This is a genomic window from Serratia sp. TSA_7 (assembly GCF_052692135.1).
Genome location: NZ_JBQZFU010000005.1, coordinates 125,484 through 147,760 on the forward strand (window position 1 = coordinate 125,484; position 22,277 = coordinate 147,760).

Here is a 22,277-nt window from a genome sequence, read left to right on the forward strand (position 1 = left end):
TTAATCCCGATCTTCAGGCGACAGGCGACGGCAGCTAAAGGCCTTCAGACCACGCCACAGCATCAGCGCCAGAATCACCACCACCGCCACCGCAATCACCGCCAGCAACACCGGATGGGTCGACAACGCGTGCCAGATGCGCTCCCACCACGGCAGGTGACCGACATAATAAACGTCGCCTACGCGCAGGCTGTTCACCCCCGATTCGCGGATCACCGCCACCGAGCCAAACACCGCCGCACGCTTGCCGCTGTCCAACAGTGCCGTGTTCAGCAGATCATAGCCGCGCGGGCTGTCGGCCAGCAGCGCCACAATGCTGCGCTGATCGTTAAACGGCGACTGCACGCCGATAATCGCCGACATCGCGCCTTCGGAACTGATGGTGGTCTGGCTGTCCGGTTTGGTGTCCTCCGGCAATACATCCATTGTCGGCAGCGGCAACTGACGCGTTGGCTGCTTCACCCAGCTCTGGGTGGCATCCACCAGCAGGCTGATTTTTTTGTCGTCCCGCAGTTCCGGCGGGATGGTGCCGATCATCAAAATATCGGCATCGCGATCTTTGGCCTGCGACCAGTCGTCACTCAACGTCATTGCCAGCGCCGGGTAACCGGTCTGGGCGCCGATGACCCCCAGTGCGTTCAGCATGGCGCTGACCTGCGCCGGCTGCGGCTGTTTGTTGACCAGCACCAGCGTCTGCGACAGATCGGCCAGACGGCTGAACGGGAAACCGGCATTGGCGAAGGCGCGCAGATCCGGCATCGCCATAAAGTGACGGTAACCGGAGAAATCAATGGTCGACGCCCCGTCGATGACCGCGTGGTTTTGGGTGAACGAATACGTCTCGCAGCGCCCTTCCGCCCCACTGGCCAACAGCGTGGTGTAATCAAAGTCGAACCGCATCTGGTTGCTGGCCCCCAACCGCAGCGCCGGAATATTGACGCTCTTGTCGGAGTCGATCAGCCCCTGGGTCAGCGGCAGACGCAGCAACTGAGCGCCCTGTTCGTGTTCCGGCACCAGCGAATAGGCCTGCACGAACTGGTTGTTCAGGCTGACGCTCAGGCGCGAGCCGTCCTGGATGCGCGGCGCGGTATAGCGGTATTTCAGGTGCATATCGATGCCGGTGCTGCGGATCAGGAACAGATCCGGCGGCAGGTTCATGGTCAGCGAGATCGGGCCAGGCTCGATACCGCTGGTTTGCAGCTGTTCGGCGTACTGTTGCAACTCGGCAAAGGTCATTGGCCGATCGGTGCGCACCCAGTTAGGCGCATCGTATGGCATGCGCGGCGCCAGTTGTTCAACCTTATCCACCGTGACGTTCTGGCCGCGGAACAGAATGTTGCCCTGCGCAATGCCTTTTACCGCGGTGATCAAATCGTTGTCATCGCGCCCCTGCACCAGCAGCAGTTTGACGTAGGGATTGTCAGGATGGCTGATCATCTCCACCGTTGGCCCGTTGACCGCCGGGTAATCGCGCAGGAAATCCGGGCGCTGCTTATTGGTGGCGAAGACGATGGCGTGCCGGTCCGGCAGCTTGTTATACAACGTCGGGAACGACTGGCCGCGCCACTGCGCCTTGCTGCCGAACCACGAGGCCAACATGCCCGCCGCACGCTGCTGAGTGAGGTCCGGCGAGCCGGCGAACACCATCGGCAAGGTCAACGACCGGTTGTCGCGGCTGTCCAGGAAAGGCTCCGGGAAATGCGACAGCTCGTTCTTCAGCGGCAGCGTCTGGAAACGCAAATTCAGCGAACTGGATTTGCTGACGTCGAGCCACAGCGTACTGTTGGCCGGGTTTTCGCAGATGTTCTGGTAATGGCCGACGAACACCAACCGCACGCGGTTAAAATCGGTGATATAGCGCGGGTCGATCGCCATCTGGATACGATTTGGCTTGCCGAGCTGTTCTTTGGTGAGGGGGGTCACGCCCATCAGTTCGTCATTGAGGTACACCTTGACGTGCGACTCCACCGGGATCAGCGACGGCGAAGGCGTGAACTCCAGATCGAGCGTCGCCTGCGACACCACTTCGTCACTGCGGACGCCGAACTCAACCTGGCCATCCGGCCGGGTGCCGCGCAGGGTAAAGGTCCCCGGCGGCGGCGCTATCTGGGCAAACGGCAATTGCACGTCGCGGACCGGCGCATTCGCATCCTGCGGTGCGGCCGTTCCCATAGGCGTGGTGACCGGTGCATCGGCCGGTACACTCGCCGGTGGCGCGACGACGGTCGGCGCGGTGGCGGTTTCAGCCTGAGACAGGGTGCTGATGCCTAAGGCCAGGGCGGTAAACCAGGTTATTTTTCTCGTCATCGTATCATCATCAATGTTAGAGCCTGGGAGCCAGGCAAGTGAACGGGGCGGTTTGCCTATACCACTGTCTCTTTTTGGCTGAAAGCCGGGTTCCTGCCAACACCGTGCGGGATGAATGACGCTATCCACGCAATCATCGTCGTGAATCCGACCAGCAGGCTGCGCACCATCGGCGGCGCATAGTCCGCCATGCGCAGGTAACCCCGGAAGCCCAGCGCCAGAACGTCGCGCAGGCTTTCGATCGGTTTATCTTCAGGGAACCCGTCCTGCCACAGCGCCCAGGTATCGGCGCGGGCAAAGGTGCACTGAATAAAATCAATATGTTCACGGGTGGTGAGATCGACCATGCGGATCCCCACCTTACTGCCGAAGGCGCGCGTGACCACGCACGGGAAGCTGTATTCCTGCTGGCCGCGTTTTAGCAGCAACGACGCCTTGTCGCCGTCTTTCAGCGCATCGGACACGCGCATTTCAATCCCTACCCCGCCGTCGGAATAGTCGCGCAGCGTGCAAGGAAACAGGTGACCATCGGCGCGGGCTATCGCGGCCGGCATGGCAATCTCCACGCGGTGCGCCTGGCGCACCTGCTTGGCCTCTACCGCCACCGCCACCGCGCCGCCGAGAATCGTCATGTTGTACAGCACCCACACCAGGCTGACGATCACCGTCATGACTTCGTCCGTCGGGCCGTAGGCCATCCGCCAGGCGCCGAAGATCAGGCCGGCCAGATTGAGCACCACCAGGAACATGTAAGGGCGGGTAATCACCCAATCGACATGTTCCTCTTCCACCAGCCCGCCTTTGGCGGTCACGTTGAATTTGCCCTTGTGCGGATTGAACAGCGCCACCGTGGTAGGGCGGGCGATATACCAGGCCAGCACGGTCTCGTAGATTTCGCTCCAGAAAGAGTGACGGTATTTACCCTGAATGCGCGAGTTGGTCAGGCTGGCATGGATCATATGCGGCAACACATAGAGCGCGATCGCCAGCGCAGGGGCGAAAATGATATAGGCGTGCAGCAGCAGGAAAGCCAAAGGCGCGGTAAGGAAAATCAGCCGCGGAATGCCGGACAAGAAGTGCAACATGGCGTTGGCGTAACACAGCCGCTGCGCCAGTTTCAGCCCCTTGCCGAACAGCGGGTTATCCAGCCGGAAAATCTGCACCATGCCGCGCGCCCAACGAATGCGCTGGCCAATGTGCGCCGACAGGCTTTCGGTCGCCAGCCCGGCGGCCTGCGGAATACGGATATAAGCCGAGGTGTGACCGCGACGATGCAAACGCAACGAGGTGTGGGCATCTTCGGTGACGGTTTCCACCGCGATGCCGCCTATCTCATCCAGCGCGCTGCGGCGCAGGATGGCGCAAGAGCCGCAAAAGAAGGTCGCATCCCACATATCGTTGCCGTCCTGCACCAGGCCGTAGAACAGCGTGCCTTCGTTCGGGGTCTGGCGGAAACGCCCGAGGTTGCGCTCAAACGGATCCGGCGAGAAGAAGTGATGCGGGGTCTGCAACATCGCCAGCTTCTTGTCTTTGAAGAACCAGCCCATGGTCAATTGCAGGAAGGAGCGGGTCGGTACGTGGTCGCAGTCGAAGATCGCCACAAACTCGCCGGTGGCCTGCTTCAACGCATTGTTGATGTTACCGGCCTTGGCATGCTCATGGGTCGGCCGGGCGATATACTTCACCCCCACCTCTTCGGCGAAGGCTTTGAATTCCGGTCGGTTGCCGTCATCGAGGAGGTAGATATTGACCTTCTCTTTCGGCCAATCGATACCCAGCGCGGCGTAGATCGTCGGTTTCACCACCCCAAGATCTTCGTTGTAGGTCGGCACCATCAGATCGATCGTCGGCCAGGTCGCGCTGTCGGCAGGCAGCGGCACCGGCTGGCGGTTAAGCGGCCAGACGGTCTGGAAATAGCCCAGAACCAACACCACCCAGGCATAGGTTTCCGCCGCCAGCAGCAACAGGCCGCAGATCAGGCTGAGCGGATCGTCCCAGTTCAGCGTGGCGGTGTAGCGCCACCAAAGGTAGCGGCAGGAAACGGTCAACGACAGTACGATCAGCATCAGCCCCGGCAAACGGCCCGGTACCCGGCGCACCACCATCGCAATGCCCCACAGCAGCACCACAAACACAAACTGCGCCGGCAAATCGAAGGGTTGCGAAATGCACAGCATGGCGAGGATCGCCGCCAGTACGCCGACAATGATAAACAGCACCCGGCGCATGCGCCGGTTCATCTGGCTCAGACGTTCCACTGAACGCTGCTCCATCCCGGCGCTCTGCAACCGGTGCGGGAGCCTTTGCAACCAGTTGGCGTAACGCAGTTGCAGACGGTGCCAACCGGCGAAATAATGACGGCCCATCGGCGCGCGACCGGTGCGAAACAGCAGCAGCCACAGCCCCTGCAACAGATAACGCAGCCCATCCGCAGGGCGCGGGCGGCTGAAGGATAAATGCGGGAACCAATAGGCGCGGCTGGCGCGCACTCGCTGCCAGTCCGGGGATTCAAAGCGCAGGAAAATCCAGCCCAACGCCACCAGCAGCGTGGCAAGGAAAGCGCTAAAGGCCGAGGATCCGTTACGGCGGTAGGTTCGATAGCGCGTCTGCACCGCCTGATGGACCGGCGGCACCAGCAACAGGCTCATCACCCGGCTCATGGTGCCGCATCCTTGAGATTGATCAGACACCAGTTGGCCAGCGTCAGCACCTCATCGGCGGCCAGACTTTCCGGGCGGTACTCGCCCAACGGCTGCTTCACCGCCATCGCCTCGGCCATCGCCTCATCGCGGTGGATAGCCACCGGCAACAGGCCGCCCAGCGTTTGCAACCATAACTGATGCAAATCCTGCTGCAACTGGCTGGCCGCGAAATATTGGTTAATCAGAAAGTGACAGCCTTCCGGCAACGCCTGTTGATGCAGACGGATTTGGCAGTTGGCGTCCGGGGCGATCAGCATGAAGATGCTGTCTGCCAGCGCCAACGCCTGACGCGCCAGTACGCTGTCGTCCGCCGGCACGTCGAGCAGGATCCAGTGATATTGACCGCCGGCGGCCAACTGCGCCAGCCTATCTTGCCAGTGGGCGGGGGATTGCAGATTCAGTCGTTCCGTGGCCGTTAGCCGGCCAAAAGGAAGAAAATCGAGCTTTTCGCAATAGCGCATCGCGCCCTGCTGCCAGTCGCCGCCGTCTTGCTCGGCACGGGCCCAGCCGCGCGCCAGCCCAAACGGCATATTAAAATGCAGGCGTAATAAATTATCCGGCGCGAAATCAATCGCCAGCACCGATTCACCCAACTGTTGTAATGCCCAGGCGAGCGCCGCCGTCACTGACGTCGTGCCCATTCCGCCTCGCAGCCCCTGCAGAGCAATCACTGGCATAAACTAGCGGCTCCCCGTTGTCTGCGCCAATTCGGCCAGCAGCGGCCAGCGCGTCATCATTTGCGTTAATCGTTCCTGACGCGAAATATCGACATAACTTAATGTCGGCAGAGAAAATGCCTCGCTAAGGGCCAGCAGATCATCCTGAGTTTCCGACGGTGCCACGGTTTGAAAGCGCGTTAATTGATTATTCATTCTGCCGCCTTTAAAAATAGGCTAATGTTAATTAACTATAGCAACGTAAAAAAAAGACATGGCCAATAAGATGATTCCTAACAGATATTATTACACAGATTGTCAGATTTGTTATTATTGATCCCAATGATACGATGACTGACTAGCATTACTCAGTTGGCCGCAACGACACTTTCAACGAAAGTAGAAAAATATCCTATGGCGCAATCTTTCTCATTAGGTATTCGGCAGATTTGGGAAGAACTGTCAGTGATGCAGTCCCCCGGGCTCTATTGGGTGAATGTCGACCGTCAAACTGATGCCGCTCTGCTCTGCCAACAAACCCTGGCTGCCCAGGCCGCAACCAGCCAGGTCGCGCTGATCTGCAGCGGAGATAAACCCGACAAACTGCTGGCCGAGCTGGCCTCCCCCGCGCTGAAAAAAATTCCGCTGTACCAGTTACCGGAAAAAAAAGCGGCGCTGACGCATTTCTGCGATGACCTGATGCGCGCCTTAAAACCGCAAAACCGCTTATTGATCCTGCTCGCCCACGCCAGCCTGTGGCAAACCTTCACCACCGAAGAGTTGCGCGACTGGGCCCGGACCACTGGCCACTGGCTGCATCGGCAAGGGTGCACCCTGTTGATCCTCAGCCATGGCAGCGGCGTGAACAAACTCAAAGGGCAGCTCAGCACCCAGCACCGTATTCTTAACGGCCTGGCCAACCTGCAGTGGCAGCAAGACAGCGCACAGTATCTGGTTAACTGGTGGAGTACGGGAAACGGCATCAACGCCAACCAGCTGCTAACGCTGTTCGCCGGTGAAAACGGCTGGCAGGGGGACGATGACGGCAACCAACCTTCGCCAACCTCGATACGCAGCGACGAAGGCCTCTACCTGGCCCAGCAAAGCATTCTTGAAGGCGCGCCGCCGCTGTCGGCCAACTGGCAACTGTTGGAAAGCAATGCGCAGTTGGCTCAGCACGGCATGCTGACGCTCTCGGCAACGCTGATATTTGCGCTGTACCAAAGCGATGAGATCGATGTGCTGGCCCATCAAATTCACAGCCTGCGCCGCCACCGCGGCAACGGGCTGAAGATCGTGGTGCGCGAGATGAGCGCCAGCCTGCGCTACAGCGATGAACGCCTGCTGCTGGCCTGTGGTGCCAACCTGACGGTGCCGCACGTTGCGCCGCTGTCGCGTTTTCTGACCATGCTGGAAGGCATCCAGGGGCAACGCTTCTCACGCCATGTTCCGGCGGATATCGACGCCCTGCTGCACGGCTTGCGACCGCTGCAATTGAAAGGCTATATGCGCCCGGACGACTTCAGCCAGGCGGTCATTTCGCTGATGAACAACACGCTGCTGCCGGAAGACGGCAAAGGCGTGATGGTGGCGCTGCGTCCTGCGCCGGGGCTGCGCGCCGAACAGGCGATGACCCTGTGTCATCTGCGCCGCTTCGGCGACGTGATGACCGTGGTGCAAGGCCGGCTGGTGCTGTTTCTCTCCACTTGCCGGATTAACGATCTGGACACCGCGCTGAAATTTATCTTCCGCCTGCCGGTGAACGAGGCGTTCAGCAACCGGGTGGTATGGCACCAGGATGTAGATATTACTTCAGAAATCAAACGGCTGGCGCACAGCGCCAATATTCCGTTAGCGCCGCAGGCCACCAAGCCATCCGCGCCGCGCCAGAGCGCCGCCGTGGCTGACAGCCCGCAGGAGCGCCGTCAACCGGTGGCCTTCACGCTGACTACCGGCGCACAGGAGAACAAGCATGCTGAACCTTAACGATATCGTGCAGTTGATCCTGCTGTGCGCGATCATTTTTATTCCGCTGGGGTACTTCTTCCATCGCCGTTTCCCGCGCTGGCGTCAATATTGGCAAAACCTGTTTTTATCACCGCGCTATTTAAAACCCACCGGGTTGTGGGTGCGCGAAGGTTCTTCATCTCAGATTAAGCGTAAAAAACAGCCATGAAGCCAAAAAACAACACCCAACCCGATAACTCCCTGTGGCGCTACTGGCGCGGACTCGGCGGCTGGAACTACTACTTCCTGGCCAAATTCGGCCTGCTGTGGTTCGGCTACCTGAATTTCCACCCGCTGCCGAACCTGGTGTTCATGGCGTTCCTGCTGATGCCGATACCGGCGATGCGTCTGCACCGCTGGCGACACTACGTCGCCATTCCTGTCGGTATCGCTCTGTTCTATTACGATACCTGGCTGCCGGGCATTAACAGCATCATCAGCCAGGGTTCGCAGTTGACCGGCTTCAGCGCCCAATACCTGCTGGAACTGGTGACCCGTTTTATCAACTGGCAGATGATCGGCGCCGCCTTCGTGATGCTGATTGCCTACCTGTTCCTGGCCCAGTGGGTGCGTGTCACGGTCTTCACCGTGGGGGCGCTGGTGTGGCTGAATGTCCTGACCATCGCCGGCCCGGCCGTGTCGCTGTTGCCCGCCAACACCACCGCAGCCACCACCACGCCGGCAACGACGGCGCCGGCCGCAGCAGGCGGCGATAACGCCCCGACCGACAGCGCACCGCCGACCAGCGCCAACCTGACGGCCTATCTGAATCAGTTTTACGATAAGGAAAAAGCCCGCACCACCGCCTTCCCGGCCACCCTGCCCGCCGACGCCCAGCCGTTTGACCTGCTGGTGATCAACGTCTGTTCGCTGGCCTGGGCCGATATGGATGCGGTGAAACTGCAGAATCACCCGCTGTGGTCGAAGATGGACATCATGTTCGATAACTTCAACTCGGCGACGGCCTACAGCGGCCCGGCGGCGATCCGCCTGCTGCGCGCCAGTTGCGGTCAAACCTCCCACCACGATCTCTATCAGGCGGCAAACCAGCAGTGCTACCTGTTTGATAATCTGGCCAAGCTGGGCTTTAAAGAGCAACTGATGCTGGACCACTCGGGCGTGTTCGGCGACTACCTGAAAAATCTGCGCGAGCTGGCCGATATACAGGCACCGCTGATGTCGCAAGCCGGGATCGGCAATGAGTTGGCCTCTTTCGACGGCGAACCGATTTACAACGATCTGGAGCTGCTCACCCGCTGGCTGGATCAACAACAGAAAGCCGGAGATACCCGCAGCGCCACCTTCTTCAACGTCATTCCGTTGCATGACGGCAACCGTTTCGTCGGCTCGAACAAGAGCGCGGATTATCAGCCGCGGGCGCAAAAGCTGTTTGACCAGTTGAATGCCTTCCTGGAACAACTGGAAAAATCCGGGCGCAAAGTGATGGTGGTGATTGTGCCGGAACACGGCGCGGCGCTGGTGGGGGACAAAATGCAGATGTCCGGCCTGCGTGATATCCCAAGCCCGAGCATTACCCATACGCCGGTCGGCATCAAACTGGTGGGCATGAAAGCGCCGCATCAGGGCGGCCCACTGCAAGTTAAAACGCCGAGCAGCTATCTGGCGCTCTCAGAGCTGGTATCCCGCCTGGTCGACGGTAAAGCCTTCACCGCGCCGAGCGTAGACTGGCAAGCGCTGACTCAGAATCTGCCGCAAACGCCGGTTATCTCGGAGAATGACAACGCCATCGTGATGCAATATCAGGGTAAACCTTACATTCGCCTCAACGGCGGCGACTGGGTGCCTTATCCGCAATAAGCGTACAGCCCACCCCGCAGTTAATTCTCAGGCACGCCTTCGGGCGTGCTTTTTTTTATAGGGCTATTAGCACGGCGAAATTCAATGCATGCGATTTAATTGGCGTTAAGTCTTCTCATCCCGCCGGGAAAAACAGACAGACTTAAATCAAATAAATGTTTAATTATGAACGTGCGAAAAATCCGAATACAGATAACGTTTCTTAAGGATTTCGTTAAGGTAAAATAAGCGTAATTAATATAAACAAAGTATCTAAATGATAATCTAATTAATAAACGCAAGTATCAACGTCAAAAAAATGCCGGCGTAAACGCCGGCATTTTCATTAATTATCAGCGATAACAAAGTTATGCAGCAGGATTTTCATCCTGATCGACCGCAAAACAAGCCACCATCTGGTCGCCGTATTGCTTAAGCTGCGGTTGCAACTGGGTGCATGGCCCGAAGGCGCGACGGCAGCGAGCATTGAATGCACAGCCTGGCGGCGGGTTCATCGGGCTGGGCAGTTCGCCGGTCAACTTGATACGCTCGCGGCGCATATCCGGATTCAACCGCGGCGTGGCGGACAGCAGCGCCTGGGTGTACGGATGGCGCGGGTTGTTGAAAATGGCGTCTTTACTGCCTTTCTCCACGCAACGCCCGAGATACATCACCATGACCTCGTCGGCAATGTGCTCCACCACCGACAAATCATGCGAGATGAACACATAAGACAGCCCCAAATCCTGCTGCAGGTCCATCATCAGGTTCAGCACCTGCGCACGCACCGACACATCGAGTGCAGACACGGGTTCATCGGCGATCACCACGTCCGGGTTCAACATCAGCCCACGCGCGATGGCGATGCGCTGACGCTGGCCGCCGGAAAACATGTGCGGATAACGATCGTAATGCTCGGTTTTCAGCCCGACCTTCGCCATCATCTCCAGCGCCTTTTCACGGCGCTCCGCGCTGGTCAGCGTGGTGTTGATCTGCAACGGTTCCTCGAGGATCTGCCCGACCTTTTTACGCGGGTTGAGCGATCCGTAAGGATTCTGGAACACAATCTGGATCTTCTGGCGCCGCAGCTTCTCGGCGGTGACGTCCGGTTTCAGCAGATCCTGCCCCTGATAGTAAAGTTCACCGGCCGTCGGCACTTCGATCATCGTCAGCAGGCGGCCAAGGGTCGATTTGCCGCAGCCTGATTCGCCCACCACCGCCAGCGTTTTACCGCGCTCCAGCGTGAAGGAAACGCCGTCCAGCGCCTTGACCAGCCGTTCCGGGGCAAATATCCCCTTCTTGACCGCATAGTGTTTCTTCAGGTTAATCGCCTGCAATAAGGGTTGATTCTGGCTCATACGGTCGGCCTCCCCGCATCATCCAGCGGTGTGTGACATTTAACCTGACGGCCGGGAATGCTGCGCAGTTCCGGCTCCTCGGCGCGGCAACGCTCATTGGCGTACGGGCAGCGCGGGTTGAGCAGACACCCGTTAGGACGGTCATATTTGCCCGGCACTACGCCCGGCAGCGATGCCAGACGCGCCTTGTCGGCGGCGAATTCCGGCAGTGCGCGCAGCAGTGCCTGGGTGTAAGGGTGACGCGGCGCGCGGAAAATCTCTGCGGCCTTGCCGGATTCCACCACCTGACCGGCGTACATCACGATGATGTGGTGCGCCGCTTCGGATACCAGCGCCAAATCGTGGGTGATCAGCAATAGCGCCATATTCTCGCGCTGCTGCAACTCCAGCAGCAGTTCGATAATTTGCGCCTGGATGGTCACGTCGAGCGCCGTGGTCGGTTCATCGGCAATCAGCAGCTTGGGCCGACAGGCGATCGCCATGGCGATCATTACGCGCTGGCTCATCCCGCCGGAAAGCTGATGCGGGTACACGTCCAGCCGCGAGGCCGGATCGGGAATGCCCACCTGGGTCAGCAGATCCACGGCCCGCTGACGGCGGGTACTGCGGCTACCGCCCTGGTGTACCTTCAACGCTTCCATAATCTGGAAACCGACGGTGTAACACGGGTTCAGGCTGGTCATCGGGTCCTGGAAGATCATCGCCACTTCCGAGCCCACCAGTTGGCGGCGCTCTTTTTCGGAAATCTTGCGCAGATCCTGGCCGTTAAACTCCAGTTTTTCGGCCATCACCTTGCCGGGGAAATCGATCAATCCCATGATCGCCAGCGAGCTGACGGACTTGCCGGAGCCGGATTCGCCGACGATGCCGACCACCTGGCCCTGCTCAACGCTGTAACTGATACGGTCGACCGCGCGGAACGGTGTCCCTTCGTCACCGAAGTGCACCGAAAGCTTGTCTACATTTAATAACGCCATCTCTCTCGTCCTCTGTTACTGCTTGAGTTTGGGGTCGAGAGCATCACGCAAGCCGTCCCCCATCAGGTTGAATGCAAGCACCGTCAGCAGAATCGCCACGCCGGGGAAGGTCACGACCCACCAGGCGCTTTGGGCGAACTGCAGCACGTCGGAGAGCATGGTGCCCCACTCCGGCGTTGGCGGTTGCGCACCCATGCCCAGAAAGCCGAGAGCGGCCATATCCAGAATGGCGTTCGAGAAGCCAAGAGAGGCCTGGACGATCAAGGGTGCCAGGCAGTTTGGCAGAATGTTGATGAACATTTGGCGCATCGCACCGGCGCCCGCCACGCGTGAGGCAGTAACGTAGTCGCGGTTCACTTCCACCAGCACCGCCGCGCGGGTCAGACGCACATAGTGCGGCAAGGCGACGAAGGTCAGCGCCAGCGAGGCGTTGACGATCGACGGGCCGAAGATCGCCACCAGCACCAGCGCCAGCAGCAGGCTTGGCAGCGCCAGCATGATGTCGACGATACGCATGATGACGGCATCCACCACGCCGCCGAAGTAACCGGCCAGCAGGCCCAGCACCACGCCCATGATCAGCGACAGCACCACCACCAGGCAACCGACCAGCAATGACAACCGCGCGCCGTACATCAGGCGCGACAGCACATCTCGGCCCACATCGTCGGTACCGAGGAAATACTGCCAACTGCCCCCTTCCTGCCAGGCCGGTGGCCTGAGCAGCGCGTCGCGGAACTGATCCGCCGGGGCATGCGGTGCCAGTACGCCGGCGCCAATAGCAATCACAAACATCAAAACGATATAAACCAGGCCGACAACGGCCCCTTTGTTGCGCTTGAAATAGTGCCAGAACTCCTGGAACGGGCTCATGGGCTTCGGCGCACCTTTAACAACAGGCTCAGTGACTTGAGACATTAGAGCGCCCCTTATTTCTTGTGGCGAATACGCGGGTTGACCACGCCGTAGAGCACGTCTACCAGCAGGTTAACCAGAATAATCATACAGGCGACCAACAACACGCCGCCCTGAACGACCGGGTAGTCGCGGCGTTGCAGCGCGTCCATCAGCCAACGCCCCAGGCCCGGCCAGGAGAAGATGGTTTCGGTCAGAATGGCGCCGGCCAGCATGGTGCCGACCTGCAGGCCGATGACCGTCACTACCGGTAACAGCGCGTTGCGCAGCGCATGCACCACAATCACCCTCATACGGCTCACGCCCTTGGCGCGTGCGGTGCGGATGTAATCTTCGCCCAGCACTTCCAGCATCGAGGAGCGCGTCATGCGCACGATGACCGCCAACGGAATGGTGCCGAGCACGATGGCCGGCAGGATCATATGCATTACCGCATCGGTGAAGTCGCCCGGCGCACCCCAAATCAGGGTATCGATCAGCATAAAGCCGGTCAGCGGCAAGCTGTCATCGAGGAACACCGTATCGCTGACGCGTCCCGATACCGGCGTCAGGTTTAGCTGCACCGACACCAGCATGATCAGCATCATGCCCCACCAGAAAATCGGCATCGAATAGCCGGTCAACGAAATGCCCACCGCGGTATGATCGAATATCGACCCCCGCCGGACCGCCGCCAGCACCCCTACCGGAATGCCCACCAGCACGGCGAAGATCATCGCGCAGAAACCGAGCTCCAGCGTGGCTTTAAAGCGTGGAACAAACTCTTCCCACACCGAGATGCGGCTTTTGAGGGAGGTACCCAAATCGCCATGCAGCACGTTGGATACGTAATGGAAGTATTGTTGATAGAGCGGCTTATCCAGCCCCATTTCCGCCATCAACTGCGCATGGCGTTCTGCGGAGATCCCGCGTTCCCCGGCCATGATGGTCACCGGGTCACCGGGGATCATATGGACGAATGCAAAAGTCAGCAAAGTTATGCCGATAAACGTTGGGATAACTAACCCCAAACGTCGGAGTATGAACTGCAACATATCCCGAACTCTCTGTATCAATGCCCGGCAGCTCATCGTCCGCCAGGCTTATTAAAGCTCACACACTTTGAACAACCCTGATGCCATACGCCGGGGACGACTCAGCAGAAGCGCAACCTGTTGCGCCCCTGCCAAGTCCTTTTGTGCACCCCGGCCGAAAAGCCAGAATCAATCTAGAGAGACGTTCTCAAAGTGATGCTTGCCAAGCGGATCCACGACGTAGCCTTTCACTTCTTTACGCACGGGCTCATAAACGGTGGAGTGGGCAACAATCAGCGCCGGAGCCTGATCGTGCATCACGACCTGAGCCTGTTTGTACAGTTCTACGCGTTTGTCGTGGTTTGGTTCAGCGCGCGCCGGTTGAATCAGATCTTCAAACGGCTTATAGCACCAGCGGGAGTAGTTGGAGCCGTCTTTCGCTGCGGCGCAGCTGAACAGCGTGGCGAAGAAGTTATCCGGATCCCCGTTGTCGCCGGTCCAGCCCATCATCACCGTCTGATGTTCGCCCGCCTTGGCGCGCTTGAGGTATTCACCCCACTCATAGGTCACGATTTTGGCTTTCACGCCGATTTTCGCCCAGTCGTTCTGGATCATTTCCGCCATGCGACGCGCGTTCGGGTTATACGGACGCTGTACCGGCATCGCCCACAGATCGATGGCGAAACCGTCAGCCATACCGGCTTCTTTCAGCAGTTCTTTGGCCTTGACCGGATCGTAAGTGTAATCCTTCACCGCGTCGTTATAGCCCCACATGGTCGGTGGGATCAGGTTCTTGGCCGCCTGGCCCGCCCCCTGATACACCGCGTCGATGATCGCCTGCTTGTTGACCGCCAGGGTCAGCGCCTGACGCACTTTCAGGTTATCCAGCGGTTTTTTCTCGACGTTGAACGACAGATAACCGACGTTCAGCCCCGGTTTTTCCATCAGGTTGATGGTTTTGTCCTGCTTCATACGAGCGATATCGGCCGGGTTCGGGAAAGGCATCACCTGGCACTCGTTTTTCTGCAGCTTGGCGTAACGCACGGAAGCGTCAGGCGTAATGGAGAAGACTAAACGGTCGATCTTCGGCTTGGTGCCCCAGTAACCGTCAAATGCCTTGTACAGGATTTTGGAGTCTTTCTGGTATTGCAGCAGCTGGAACGGGCCGGTACCGACCGGGTTCAGGTCCACTTTTTCCGGCGTGCCGGCTTTCATCATGTTGTCGGCGTATTCGGCTGACAGGATGGACGCGAAGTCCATGCCCAGATCGGCCAGGAACGGCGACTCCGGACGGTTCAGCACGAAGCGCACGGTGTTATCGTCCACTTTTTCGATTTTGGCGATCAACTTCGGCATGTCCATGCCTTCAAAGTACTCATAGCTGCCGCCGGAGACTTTATGATAGGCATTGTTCGCGTCCAGCTGACGTTCGAACGAGAACACCACGTCGTCGGCGTTAAAATCGCGGGTCGGTTTGAAGTCTTTGTTGCTCTGCCACTTCACGCCTTTACGCAGGTGGAAAGTGTAGATTTTGCCGTCTTCGCTGACGTCCCATTTTTCGGCCAGGCCCGGCTCCAGTTCGGTGGTGCCGATTTTGAATTCGACCAAACGGTTATAGATGGGCACCGAGCTGGCATCATAGGTGGTACCCGAGGTGAACAGCTGCGGGTTGAACCCTTCCGGGGACCCTTCAGAACAGTAAACCAACGTTTTGGCTTGTACGCTGGCCGCTACGGTCAACGCAATCAGCCCAATCCCGAATTTCAGAATCCCTGTTTTTCCCAAGGAACTTGTCATCGCTGTGCTCCGTTATGTGATGTGATGTGTGTATTACTGCCAGACCCTATATTTTTTATTGCACGGCCTGTGCAGTCAGCGCCCGAAGGCAGAAGGGATAATCGCGCGTGAGAGGCCGGGGGAACGTACCCCGGCGGGGCGTCTGAGCGCGTGGAATTCACTCAAACAACTCTAGCTCTTACCCCTGAGACTACCAAATTGCCAACTGTTTGGGGTGTCGTCAATATAACCAGTGGGGATTTACGCAGACTGTGAGAAACAGCAAACAAACATAAAAAAAACCTTTTTTTAACAGTTGCAGCATTAAAAATTATGCTATACGGTCATTTTTAGCTCGTTAGGCTACTATGTTTAAAGTTATTGGCATTTAACTCCGAGAAAAAACTAAAAAAGTTTGTTGCTGAATGATGAATATCTGAACGGTTATTTTTGTTATCTGCGTTAAAAACAGGACGAAATGCTGATTCCTTACTCGAAAGGGTGAGGCGGAGCTGTCCTTTTTGAGCTCTATGGCACCACAAACTGTGCAGCGTAAAAAAACTTTCGTCTGTGAAAAAGCCGGGGGCGAAAGGATATCCCCCGGCGACGTGCTACAACCGAATTATTGCGCGCCGGCGCTATTGCCCAGGCTGGTATTCATATTGTTCAGAATATCCCCGTTGTCGGCGTCAATTTCCCAAGAGAACAAGCCCCCCAACTGCTTATCCAGCACATACTTGCCTTTCGCCTGCACCGAGCGCGGATCGTCGAAGGTGATCAGGTCGCCGGTAGACGGCTTGAACACATAAGGCGCTTCTGCGGTGGCGTCATAGTTGTACTGCCATTCGCCACTCATAAACTCGTTGGCGATCTGACGGTAATCCACGATGCCATTTTCCCAGGTGCCTTTCACCGGCCCGGTGGCGGTGCCGGTAAACGGATTGTTGTTCTGGTAACCGCTCACGCCGGTCCAGCCACGGCCGTACTTGGCCGCACCCACCACAATTTTGCCCGGCTTCACGCCCTGCGCCAGCAACGCATTGACGCCGTTAACCGTGGTATAAGCCGTGTCCGGTTTCCAGGCCGGCGCTTTCAGCGCGGTCTGGTGGCCCAGATTTTTCAGATCAAAAGCGCCATAGAAGTCGTAGCTCATCAGGAAGATGTGGTCCATCGAGTTCTGTGCGGTGTTGTAATCCACTTTGTCGATCTTGTCCTTACCGGCGCTGATGGCGGAGGTCAGCTCATACTTGCGGCCGGTTTCCGCCGAAAGCTGATCCAGCATGGCACGCAGATCTTTCATCAACTGCACATAGGTCGCCCCGTCCTGCGCGCTGCCCAGTTTCGGGTTAGCACCCTGCCCGCCCGGGAATTCCCAGTCGATATCCACCCCGTCAAAGAACTTCCAGGTCTGCAGGAACTCTTTCACCGAACCGACGAAGCGATCGCGCTTCACCTTATCGCCCATAAAGAAGAACGGGTCGGACAGCGTCCAGCCGCCGATAGACGGCAGGATTTTCAGATCGGGACGCGCCTGTTTGAGCGCCATCAACTGACCGAAGTTGCCTTTGTAGGGGTCATCCCAGGCGGTGACGCCCTTTTGCCCTTTCTGCAGCGCGGCGAACGGATCGTGGATCGACACCTTGAAGTCTTCACGGCCCTGGCAGGAACGTTGCAGCGCCTGGAAACTGCCTTCGATCTCTTTGAGACTGTCGTTAATGCCGTCACCGCCGCAGACCGGGATAAAGCCGTACAGCAGGTGCGTCAGGTTCTGCGCCGGAATTTTATCGACGGTGAAGTTACGGTTATAAACGCCCCATTCAACGAAATAAGAACCGACGACTTTGCCGGAGTCTTGTTTATAAGGTTTATTTTTTTCCAGTAACGGTTCTTTTAACGGCGCTAAATGGCTGCCGTCGGTATCCGCCACCACAATTTCTGTCGCGTCGCTGGCGGTGCAGCCCTCGGCATTACATAATGCCACCTGCATTTGATAACGGCCGCCCTTATTCACCTTAAAGTTTGCCGTGCCCGATGCGCCGGTTGAGGCACCGCTCCAGACTTCCTTGCCGTTTAATAACACTTTTGCCGTGGTGCCGGTATCGCCATTCCATAAATTCCATGAAACGGAAACATCCGCGGCGGTTTTTAATTTTACCAGATTATTATAAGCCGTCGCCGCCTGATCAACCTCGACAATGGCGAACTTGGTATTGCCCCAGGCCAGCGTGGGCTTGCCCGGCGTAGCGGCCTGCGCCGCAGAACACAGCGTGCTGCCGATCAGCAACGCCAACAGCGGTTTATTAAATTTGCGCATAACTGATTCCTTTATTCCGAGAGGATAAACGTAAAAGAGTTAATGACGGCCGCCTATTGCCGGAGCAAAATAATTCCGCAATAATCCTGGCCGATTAAAGTAAAAAATATTAAATATCTTGCCACACAACAGGAATTAATTAATCCCGCTGTATGTACTCAGACTATAGATAAAACCGCCGACAATACAATAGCGCTATCAACCGGGTTTTATTGGGCAACGGTGAATTTATTTAAATATGAATAAAGGGAATAGGTAGAAATAAGGAGAGTGAATTAATTAGTGAGAAAGGATAAATGTTTTTCATCGGGATATGTGAGTTCTGGACGCTGGGGGCAAAACACAAACTCCAGGCGAAAAAAAACCTGCTTGAAAAGCAGGTTTCTTAAATGTGGTCGGCGAGAGAGGATTACGCGCATCTTTGATGCTTGCCCTGCGGGCCGTTGCTAAAGCAACGTGGTCTCGCTGCGCTCGGCTCAAACCTCCTTCGGAGGTTCTCATCCTCTTGAGCGACAGACGAAAAAAAACCTGCTTGAAAAGCAGGTTTCTTAAATGTGGTCGGCGAGAGAGGATTCGAACCTCCGACCCACTGGTCCCAAACCAGTTGCGCTACCAAGCTGCGCTACTCGCCGATGGGGGCGCATGTTACTGCCGGTCATCATAGGCGTCAATGACTTTTTCAACCGCGCCCGTCAAGTGGCGATAAAAACGGCATAAAGCGCTGCACCAGAGCCTGTGCAGCGCTTTTACGTTATGCCTTGGCGGTATTCAGCGCCGGCGACTGGGCGCGCAGGAACGGCAACAGGAACAGCGCGGACAGGCAGGCGGCGATGGAAATCACCACGAAGAAACCGTTCCAGTGCCAGATTTCCATCACCCGGGCGATCGGATAACCGGACAGCGCCGCGCCAAGGTAAGCGAACAGGCCGACAAAACCGGTCGCCGCACCGGCGGCATCCTTGTGCGAACATTCCGCCGCCGCCATGCCGATCAGCATCTGCGGGCCAAAGATGAAGAAACCGATGGCAAAGAAGCAGGCAGCCTGCAACAGGAAAGTGACGCCCGGCATGATCCACAGCGCCGCAACCGACAGGAAAATACCGATGGCGAAGATCAGGTTCATGGGCCCACGATTGCCGCGGAACAGCTTGTCAGAGCCCCAGCCCGCCACCAGCGAGCCGATAAATCCGCCCACTTCGAACAGCGATATCGCCGAGTTGGCGGTCATCAGCGTATAGCCTTTTTCCTGCGTCAGGTACAGGTTGCCCCAGTCGTTGATCGCGGTACGCACGATGTACACCAGCACGTAAGACACCGCCAGCAGCCAGATGTACTTGTTGGTCAGCACATAGCGCTTGATGATTTCCCGGTTGGTCAGACCCTGGCCTTCCGATTCTTGCACCAGCTCCATGGCGTCGTTGCGCCATTTGCCGACGCTCGGCAGGCCCATGGTGGACGGCTTGTCACGCAGGCGCCAGCACATCAGCAGGCCCAGCGCCACACCGATGATGCCCGGAATGATCATGCCGTAGCGCCAGCTGAAGTGCAGCGAGATAAAGCCGACCAGCAGCGGGATCAGCGCGCCGCCAAAGTTGTGCGAGGTGTTCCAGATAGCCCACCAACTGCCGCGCTCGGAGCGCGAGTACCAACTGGTGAGGATTTTGGAGCATGGCGGCCAGCCCCAGCCCTGGAAGAAGGCATTGAGGATCCACAACGTGCCCAGCATCATCAGCGAAGAGCTGAGGCCGAAGAAGATGTTGAGTATCCCGGTCATGATCAGGCCCAGGCCCATGAAATAGCGCGGGTTGGAGCGATCGCTGATCATACCGGAGATAAACTTCGAACAGCCGTAGGTAATGTAAAACAGCGTGCCGAGGATGCCGACATCGGACATCGTCAGGCCAAGATCGCTCAGCATTGCCGGCATGATGAAGTTGAAGCTTTTGCGCGTGAAGTAAAACGCGGCATAGCCGATGTACATCGTCCACATCAGTTGGATACGCCAATATTTATAGCTGGCATCGATCTGTTTTTGATCGGTGACCTGCGGCACATCCTGGCGGCTTTTAAGGAAAGACCACATGTGAAACCTCAGAAGAAGGGGAAAGTGCCGCTATCATGCTGCGCGCGCGTGCGAATGGCTTACGCCGGATTCCCGACGCGGCTAGGAGTATTTCCTAGTTTTGCCCCTCTGTCAGTGAAACTGTGGGTAAGATCACATTCAAACAGGTGCCCTGTTCTGACGTCAGCCGCAGCCGGCCACCCAGCGCGCTGATGCGCTCCTGCATGCCGCGCAGACCATAGCCCGGCTCGTGGCTGGCCAGATCGATACCCACGCCGTTATCGCGGATGGTCAGCAGGATTTGCGGCGGCCGCCCTTTGCGACGACGAAGACGCGCATCCAGCTCAATCCGGCTGGCGGCCGCGTGGCGGCAGACGTTGGTCACCCCCTCCTGGCACACCCGATACAGCGTGATCTTCAGCGTCTCGTCCAGCAACTCATCCGGCACCTGCCACTGCATCACGCTCACCAGCGAAGCATCCTGCGGCAGCGATTCACGCAGCATCGCCGCCACCGCCGCCGACAACGGCAGGTTATTCAACGCCGCTGGCCACAATTGGGTCAGCACGTCATGCACGCCGTCATAGACCCGCAGCGCCAGCGTATCTATGACTTCGGCGCAGCCAATCACCTGCGGCTGCGGCGCCAGGCGTTTAACGATACTGGCCTGAGTGCGGATGACGGTGATGGTCTGGCCGACCTCGTCGTGCAGCTCTCGCGCCACCTCACGCCGGGTCTGTTCCTCTGCGGTGACCAGCGCGCGCGCCAGTTGACGGTTTTCCGTCAGCCGCAACCGCAGTTGCTGGTTCAGTTCGCGCTGGCGCTGGATGCCCGCACCGAGCAACAGGCCGGTCAGGCTCTGAGCCAGCAGCGACAGCAGCAGATCGCGGTGTGATTCCGGTTGCGGCGGCTCGTTGGCCACCAGCACCACGCCGTTGAGCAGCGTCGCCAGCAGCGCGCCCTGCCAGCCATAACGGTAGGACATAAAGACAATCGGAATAGCCAGGCAGAACGGCGCGAAACGGCGCAGCTCGGCGGCGTTCACCTGCTGCTGCAACCAGATGCTGAGCGCAAACAGCAGCAGATAGCTGGCCAGATGGCGCAAACGCAGCGTCACCGGTTTATGGATCAGGCCCGGCTCGAGCGGCACCCAGATTTGTCGCGCCAGATAATGCCACAGTAGCAGGCAGGTCGGCGCAATGGTGAAACCGCCCGCCAGGCCAAGCAGCAGCGCACGCGCGCCCTCACCGTTCACCAGTTGCCACACCATGGCCTGCAACAAGGCCGCCGCCGCCACCACCGCGCCCTGCAGCAGCGGCCATTGCCATTCACTGTCGCTTTGCTGATGGCGCAACAACCAGGGGGAAGCCAGCAGGCTGAGCAGCACCGTCAGCGCCAGCACCACAACCGAAGCCCACAGCGCCGGGCCATAGCCGAACTGATCCGCCAGCAGCACCATCAGCAGCAGATCGGCCAGCAAAATCCCTGGCCAGAAACGGTAAGGGCTTTGCAGCAAAATGCCCATCCGCAGACCAAACGGGAACAGCAACAGCGCCTGCCACGGCGGGTCGATCAACGCCGTACCTATGCCCCACAGGCAAAAGGCGCTGGTGGCATAGATAAAGAACAGCGCCAATTGGGTGATCAGGCGTTGCATCACAGGTTCAGCATCCGCTTGGCCAGCTCAACGTTGTTATTGATGCCCAGCTTGGCGAACAAATTGGCGCGATGCACATGCACCGTTTTCGGCGACAACCCCAGCACAACGGCGATCTCCCGCACTTCCTGCCCCTGCGCCAGCAGCAGCGCGATTTCGCGTTCGCGGCGGGTAAGCGGATCGACCTTCACCCGCGCCAACTGTTGGGCGATTTCCGGCATCAGATACACGCCACCGCTGGCGACGGTGCGCACTGCGGTGATCAAATCCTCCGGCTTGCAGCGCTTAGACAAAAAACCGCAGGCGCCGCGCTCCAATGCCAGCTCCACCAGCGCCGGATTGTCATGCATCGACAGCATCACAACCCGGATCCCTGAGGGAATGTCCGCCAGCAGGTCCAATCCGCTGCCGTCCGGCATCGAAATGTCGCAGATGCAGATTTCCGCCTCCAGGCCCGGCAAGCCGGCGCGCGCCTGAGCCGCGCTGCTGAACTCCCCGACCACCTGAATATCCGCCTCCAGCGACAGCAGTTGTACAAAGCCCGATCGCACAATGTCATGATCGTCAATAAACGCCACGCGCAGGGTCATGGAAATCTCCGGTCCGAGGGGGAAAGTGCGCAAGTATACCGCAAGCCTGAGCCGGATGAATTGAAGAGGGGGACATGTATCCCCAAATAATTGGAGTTGCATCAAGGCGGCAAGACCGTTCATCCCCAGGAGCTTAGTAAACTACG

Annotated in this window: 16 protein-coding genes, 1 tRNA gene and 1 other RNA gene; 3 read left to right on the plus strand and 15 right to left on the minus strand. The window is 58.2% G+C overall.

Annotated features, from left to right (window positions below; translation table 11 throughout):
• The 4 genes from bcsB to bcsR are packed head-to-tail and all read right to left on the minus strand — an operon-like array spanning position 1 to position 5,881.
• Positions 1-2,307, minus strand: a complete 2,307-nt coding sequence (bcsB, locus tag ACUTQW_RS17195) for a cellulose biosynthesis cyclic di-GMP-binding regulatory protein BcsB (protein WP_020438279.1) — start codon at positions 2,305-2,307, stop codon at positions 1-3.
• A gap of 56 nt (positions 2,308-2,363) precedes the next feature.
• A complete protein-coding gene (gene bcsA, locus ACUTQW_RS17200) occupies positions 2,364-4,967 on the minus strand; it encodes a UDP-forming cellulose synthase catalytic subunit (RefSeq protein ID WP_004950843.1) in 2,604 nt (867 codons plus the stop codon).
• Positions 4,964-5,686, minus strand: coding sequence for a cellulose biosynthesis protein BcsQ (gene bcsQ, locus ACUTQW_RS17205; RefSeq protein ID WP_006322984.1), 723 nt, complete (start codon positions 5,684-5,686; stop codon positions 4,964-4,966). The genes bcsA and bcsQ overlap by 4 nt, the downstream gene beginning before the upstream one ends.
• A 3-nt stretch (positions 5,687-5,689) precedes the next feature.
• Positions 5,690-5,881: a cellulose biosynthesis protein BcsR gene (bcsR, locus tag ACUTQW_RS17210; RefSeq protein WP_006322982.1), complete on the minus strand. Its 192-nt coding sequence runs from the start codon at positions 5,879-5,881 to the stop codon at positions 5,690-5,692.
• A 198-nt stretch (positions 5,882-6,079) separates the two neighbouring features.
• On the opposite strand from bcsR, the gene bcsE reads away from it, so the two are divergent.
• From bcsE to bcsG, 3 genes are read left to right on the plus strand one after another with little or no spacing between them, the layout of a single operon-like run.
• Positions 6,080-7,651: a cellulose biosynthesis protein BcsE gene (bcsE, locus tag ACUTQW_RS17215; RefSeq protein ID WP_006322980.1), complete on the plus strand. Its 1,572-nt coding sequence runs from the start codon at positions 6,080-6,082 to the stop codon at positions 7,649-7,651.
• Positions 7,638-7,841 (plus strand): cellulose biosynthesis protein BcsF, encoded by a 204-nt coding sequence (gene bcsF, locus ACUTQW_RS17220; RefSeq protein WP_004950833.1) that lies wholly within the window; start codon positions 7,638-7,640, stop codon positions 7,839-7,841. The genes bcsE and bcsF overlap by 14 nt, the downstream gene beginning before the upstream one ends.
• On the plus strand, positions 7,838-9,490 hold the full coding sequence (gene bcsG, locus ACUTQW_RS17225; protein ID WP_006322978.1) for a cellulose biosynthesis protein BcsG: 1,653 nt from the start codon (positions 7,838-7,840) through the stop codon (positions 9,488-9,490). The genes bcsF and bcsG overlap by 4 nt, the downstream gene beginning before the upstream one ends.
• 347 nt (positions 9,491-9,837) lie before the next feature.
• Here bcsG and dppF read toward each other — a convergent pair whose 3' ends face one another.
• The 11 genes from dppF to uhpA form a co-directional block, all read right to left on the minus strand.
• Positions 9,838-10,827, minus strand: coding sequence for a dipeptide ABC transporter ATP-binding subunit DppF (gene dppF / locus ACUTQW_RS17230; RefSeq protein ID WP_037432049.1), 990 nt, complete (start codon positions 10,825-10,827; stop codon positions 9,838-9,840).
• Entirely contained in the window at positions 10,824-11,804 is a 981-nt protein-coding gene (dppD, locus tag ACUTQW_RS17235) for a dipeptide ABC transporter ATP-binding protein (protein ID WP_006322977.1), read from the minus strand. Before dppD ends, dppF begins: the two co-directional genes overlap by 4 nt.
• 15 nt (positions 11,805-11,819) lie before the next feature.
• Positions 11,820-12,722, minus strand: coding sequence for a dipeptide ABC transporter permease DppC (gene dppC / locus ACUTQW_RS17240; protein WP_020438278.1), 903 nt, complete (start codon positions 12,720-12,722; stop codon positions 11,820-11,822).
• Positions 12,723-12,733: 11 nt separating this feature from the next.
• Positions 12,734-13,753 (minus strand): dipeptide ABC transporter permease DppB, encoded by a 1,020-nt coding sequence (gene dppB / locus ACUTQW_RS17245; protein WP_020438277.1) that lies wholly within the window; start codon positions 13,751-13,753, stop codon positions 12,734-12,736.
• Between the two features lie 168 nt (positions 13,754-13,921).
• Positions 13,922-15,529, minus strand: a complete 1,608-nt coding sequence (dppA, locus tag ACUTQW_RS17250) for a dipeptide ABC transporter periplasmic-binding protein DppA (RefSeq protein WP_062789680.1) — start codon at positions 15,527-15,529, stop codon at positions 13,922-13,924.
• Positions 15,530-16,130: 601 nt separating this feature from the next.
• Complete coding sequence (locus ACUTQW_RS17255) at positions 16,131-17,822, minus strand: glycosyl hydrolase family 18 protein (RefSeq protein ID WP_006322973.1); 1,692 nt, start codon at positions 17,820-17,822, stop codon at positions 16,131-16,133.
• 392 nt (positions 17,823-18,214) lie between these two features.
• Positions 18,215-18,344, minus strand: a non-coding RNA gene (locus ACUTQW_RS17260) — RtT sRNA.
• A 33-nt stretch (positions 18,345-18,377) separates the two neighbouring features.
• Positions 18,378-18,454 (minus strand) — tRNA-Pro (locus ACUTQW_RS17265).
• Between the two features lie 119 nt (positions 18,455-18,573).
• Entirely contained in the window at positions 18,574-19,905 is a 1,332-nt protein-coding gene (locus ACUTQW_RS17270) for an MFS transporter (protein ID WP_004950809.1), read from the minus strand.
• A gap of 94 nt (positions 19,906-19,999) precedes the next feature.
• A complete protein-coding gene (gene uhpB, locus ACUTQW_RS17275) occupies positions 20,000-21,541 on the minus strand; it encodes a signal transduction histidine-protein kinase/phosphatase UhpB (RefSeq protein ID WP_006322972.1) in 1,542 nt (513 codons plus the stop codon).
• Positions 21,541-22,131 (minus strand): transcriptional regulator UhpA, encoded by a 591-nt coding sequence (gene uhpA / locus ACUTQW_RS17280; protein WP_004950803.1) that lies wholly within the window; start codon positions 22,129-22,131, stop codon positions 21,541-21,543. The genes uhpB and uhpA overlap by 1 nt, the downstream gene beginning before the upstream one ends.
• Positions 22,132-22,277 lie beyond the last annotated feature (146 nt).

Excerpts from the sequence above, each read along its gene's own strand:
- bcsB (WP_020438279.1), bottom strand. The coding sequence starts at position 2,307 with ATGACGAGAAAAATAACCTGGTTTACCGCCCTGGCCTTAGGCATCAGC.
- bcsA (WP_004950843.1), bottom strand. The coding sequence starts at position 4,967 with ATGAGCCGGGTGATGAGCCTGTTGCTGGTGCCGCCGGTCCATCAGGCG.
- bcsQ (WP_006322984.1), bottom strand. The coding sequence starts at position 5,686 with ATGCCAGTGATTGCTCTGCAGGGGCTGCGAGGCGGAATGGGCACGACG.
- bcsR (WP_006322982.1), bottom strand. The coding sequence starts at position 5,881 with ATGAATAATCAATTAACGCGCTTTCAAACCGTGGCACCGTCGGAAACT.
- bcsE (WP_006322980.1), top strand. The coding sequence starts at position 6,080 with ATGGCGCAATCTTTCTCATTAGGTATTCGGCAGATTTGGGAAGAACTG.
- bcsF (WP_004950833.1), top strand. The coding sequence starts at position 7,638 with ATGCTGAACCTTAACGATATCGTGCAGTTGATCCTGCTGTGCGCGATC.
- bcsG (WP_006322978.1), top strand. The coding sequence starts at position 7,838 with ATGAAGCCAAAAAACAACACCCAACCCGATAACTCCCTGTGGCGCTAC.
- dppF (WP_037432049.1), bottom strand. The coding sequence starts at position 10,827 with ATGAGCCAGAATCAACCCTTATTGCAGGCGATTAACCTGAAGAAACAC.
- dppD (WP_006322977.1), bottom strand. The coding sequence starts at position 11,804 with ATGGCGTTATTAAATGTAGACAAGCTTTCGGTGCACTTCGGTGACGAA.
- dppC (WP_020438278.1), bottom strand. The coding sequence starts at position 12,722 with ATGTCTCAAGTCACTGAGCCTGTTGTTAAAGGTGCGCCGAAGCCCATG.
- dppB (WP_020438277.1), bottom strand. The coding sequence starts at position 13,753 with ATGTTGCAGTTCATACTCCGACGTTTGGGGTTAGTTATCCCAACGTTT.
- dppA (WP_062789680.1), bottom strand. The coding sequence starts at position 15,529 with ATGACAAGTTCCTTGGGAAAAACAGGGATTCTGAAATTCGGGATTGGG.
- ACUTQW_RS17255 (WP_006322973.1), bottom strand. The coding sequence starts at position 17,822 with ATGCGCAAATTTAATAAACCGCTGTTGGCGTTGCTGATCGGCAGCACG.
- ACUTQW_RS17270 (WP_004950809.1), bottom strand. The coding sequence starts at position 19,905 with ATGTGGTCTTTCCTTAAAAGCCGCCAGGATGTGCCGCAGGTCACCGAT.
- uhpB (WP_006322972.1), bottom strand. The coding sequence starts at position 21,541 with ATGCAACGCCTGATCACCCAATTGGCGCTGTTCTTTATCTATGCCACC.
- uhpA (WP_004950803.1), bottom strand. The coding sequence starts at position 22,131 with ATGACCCTGCGCGTGGCGTTTATTGACGATCATGACATTGTGCGATCG.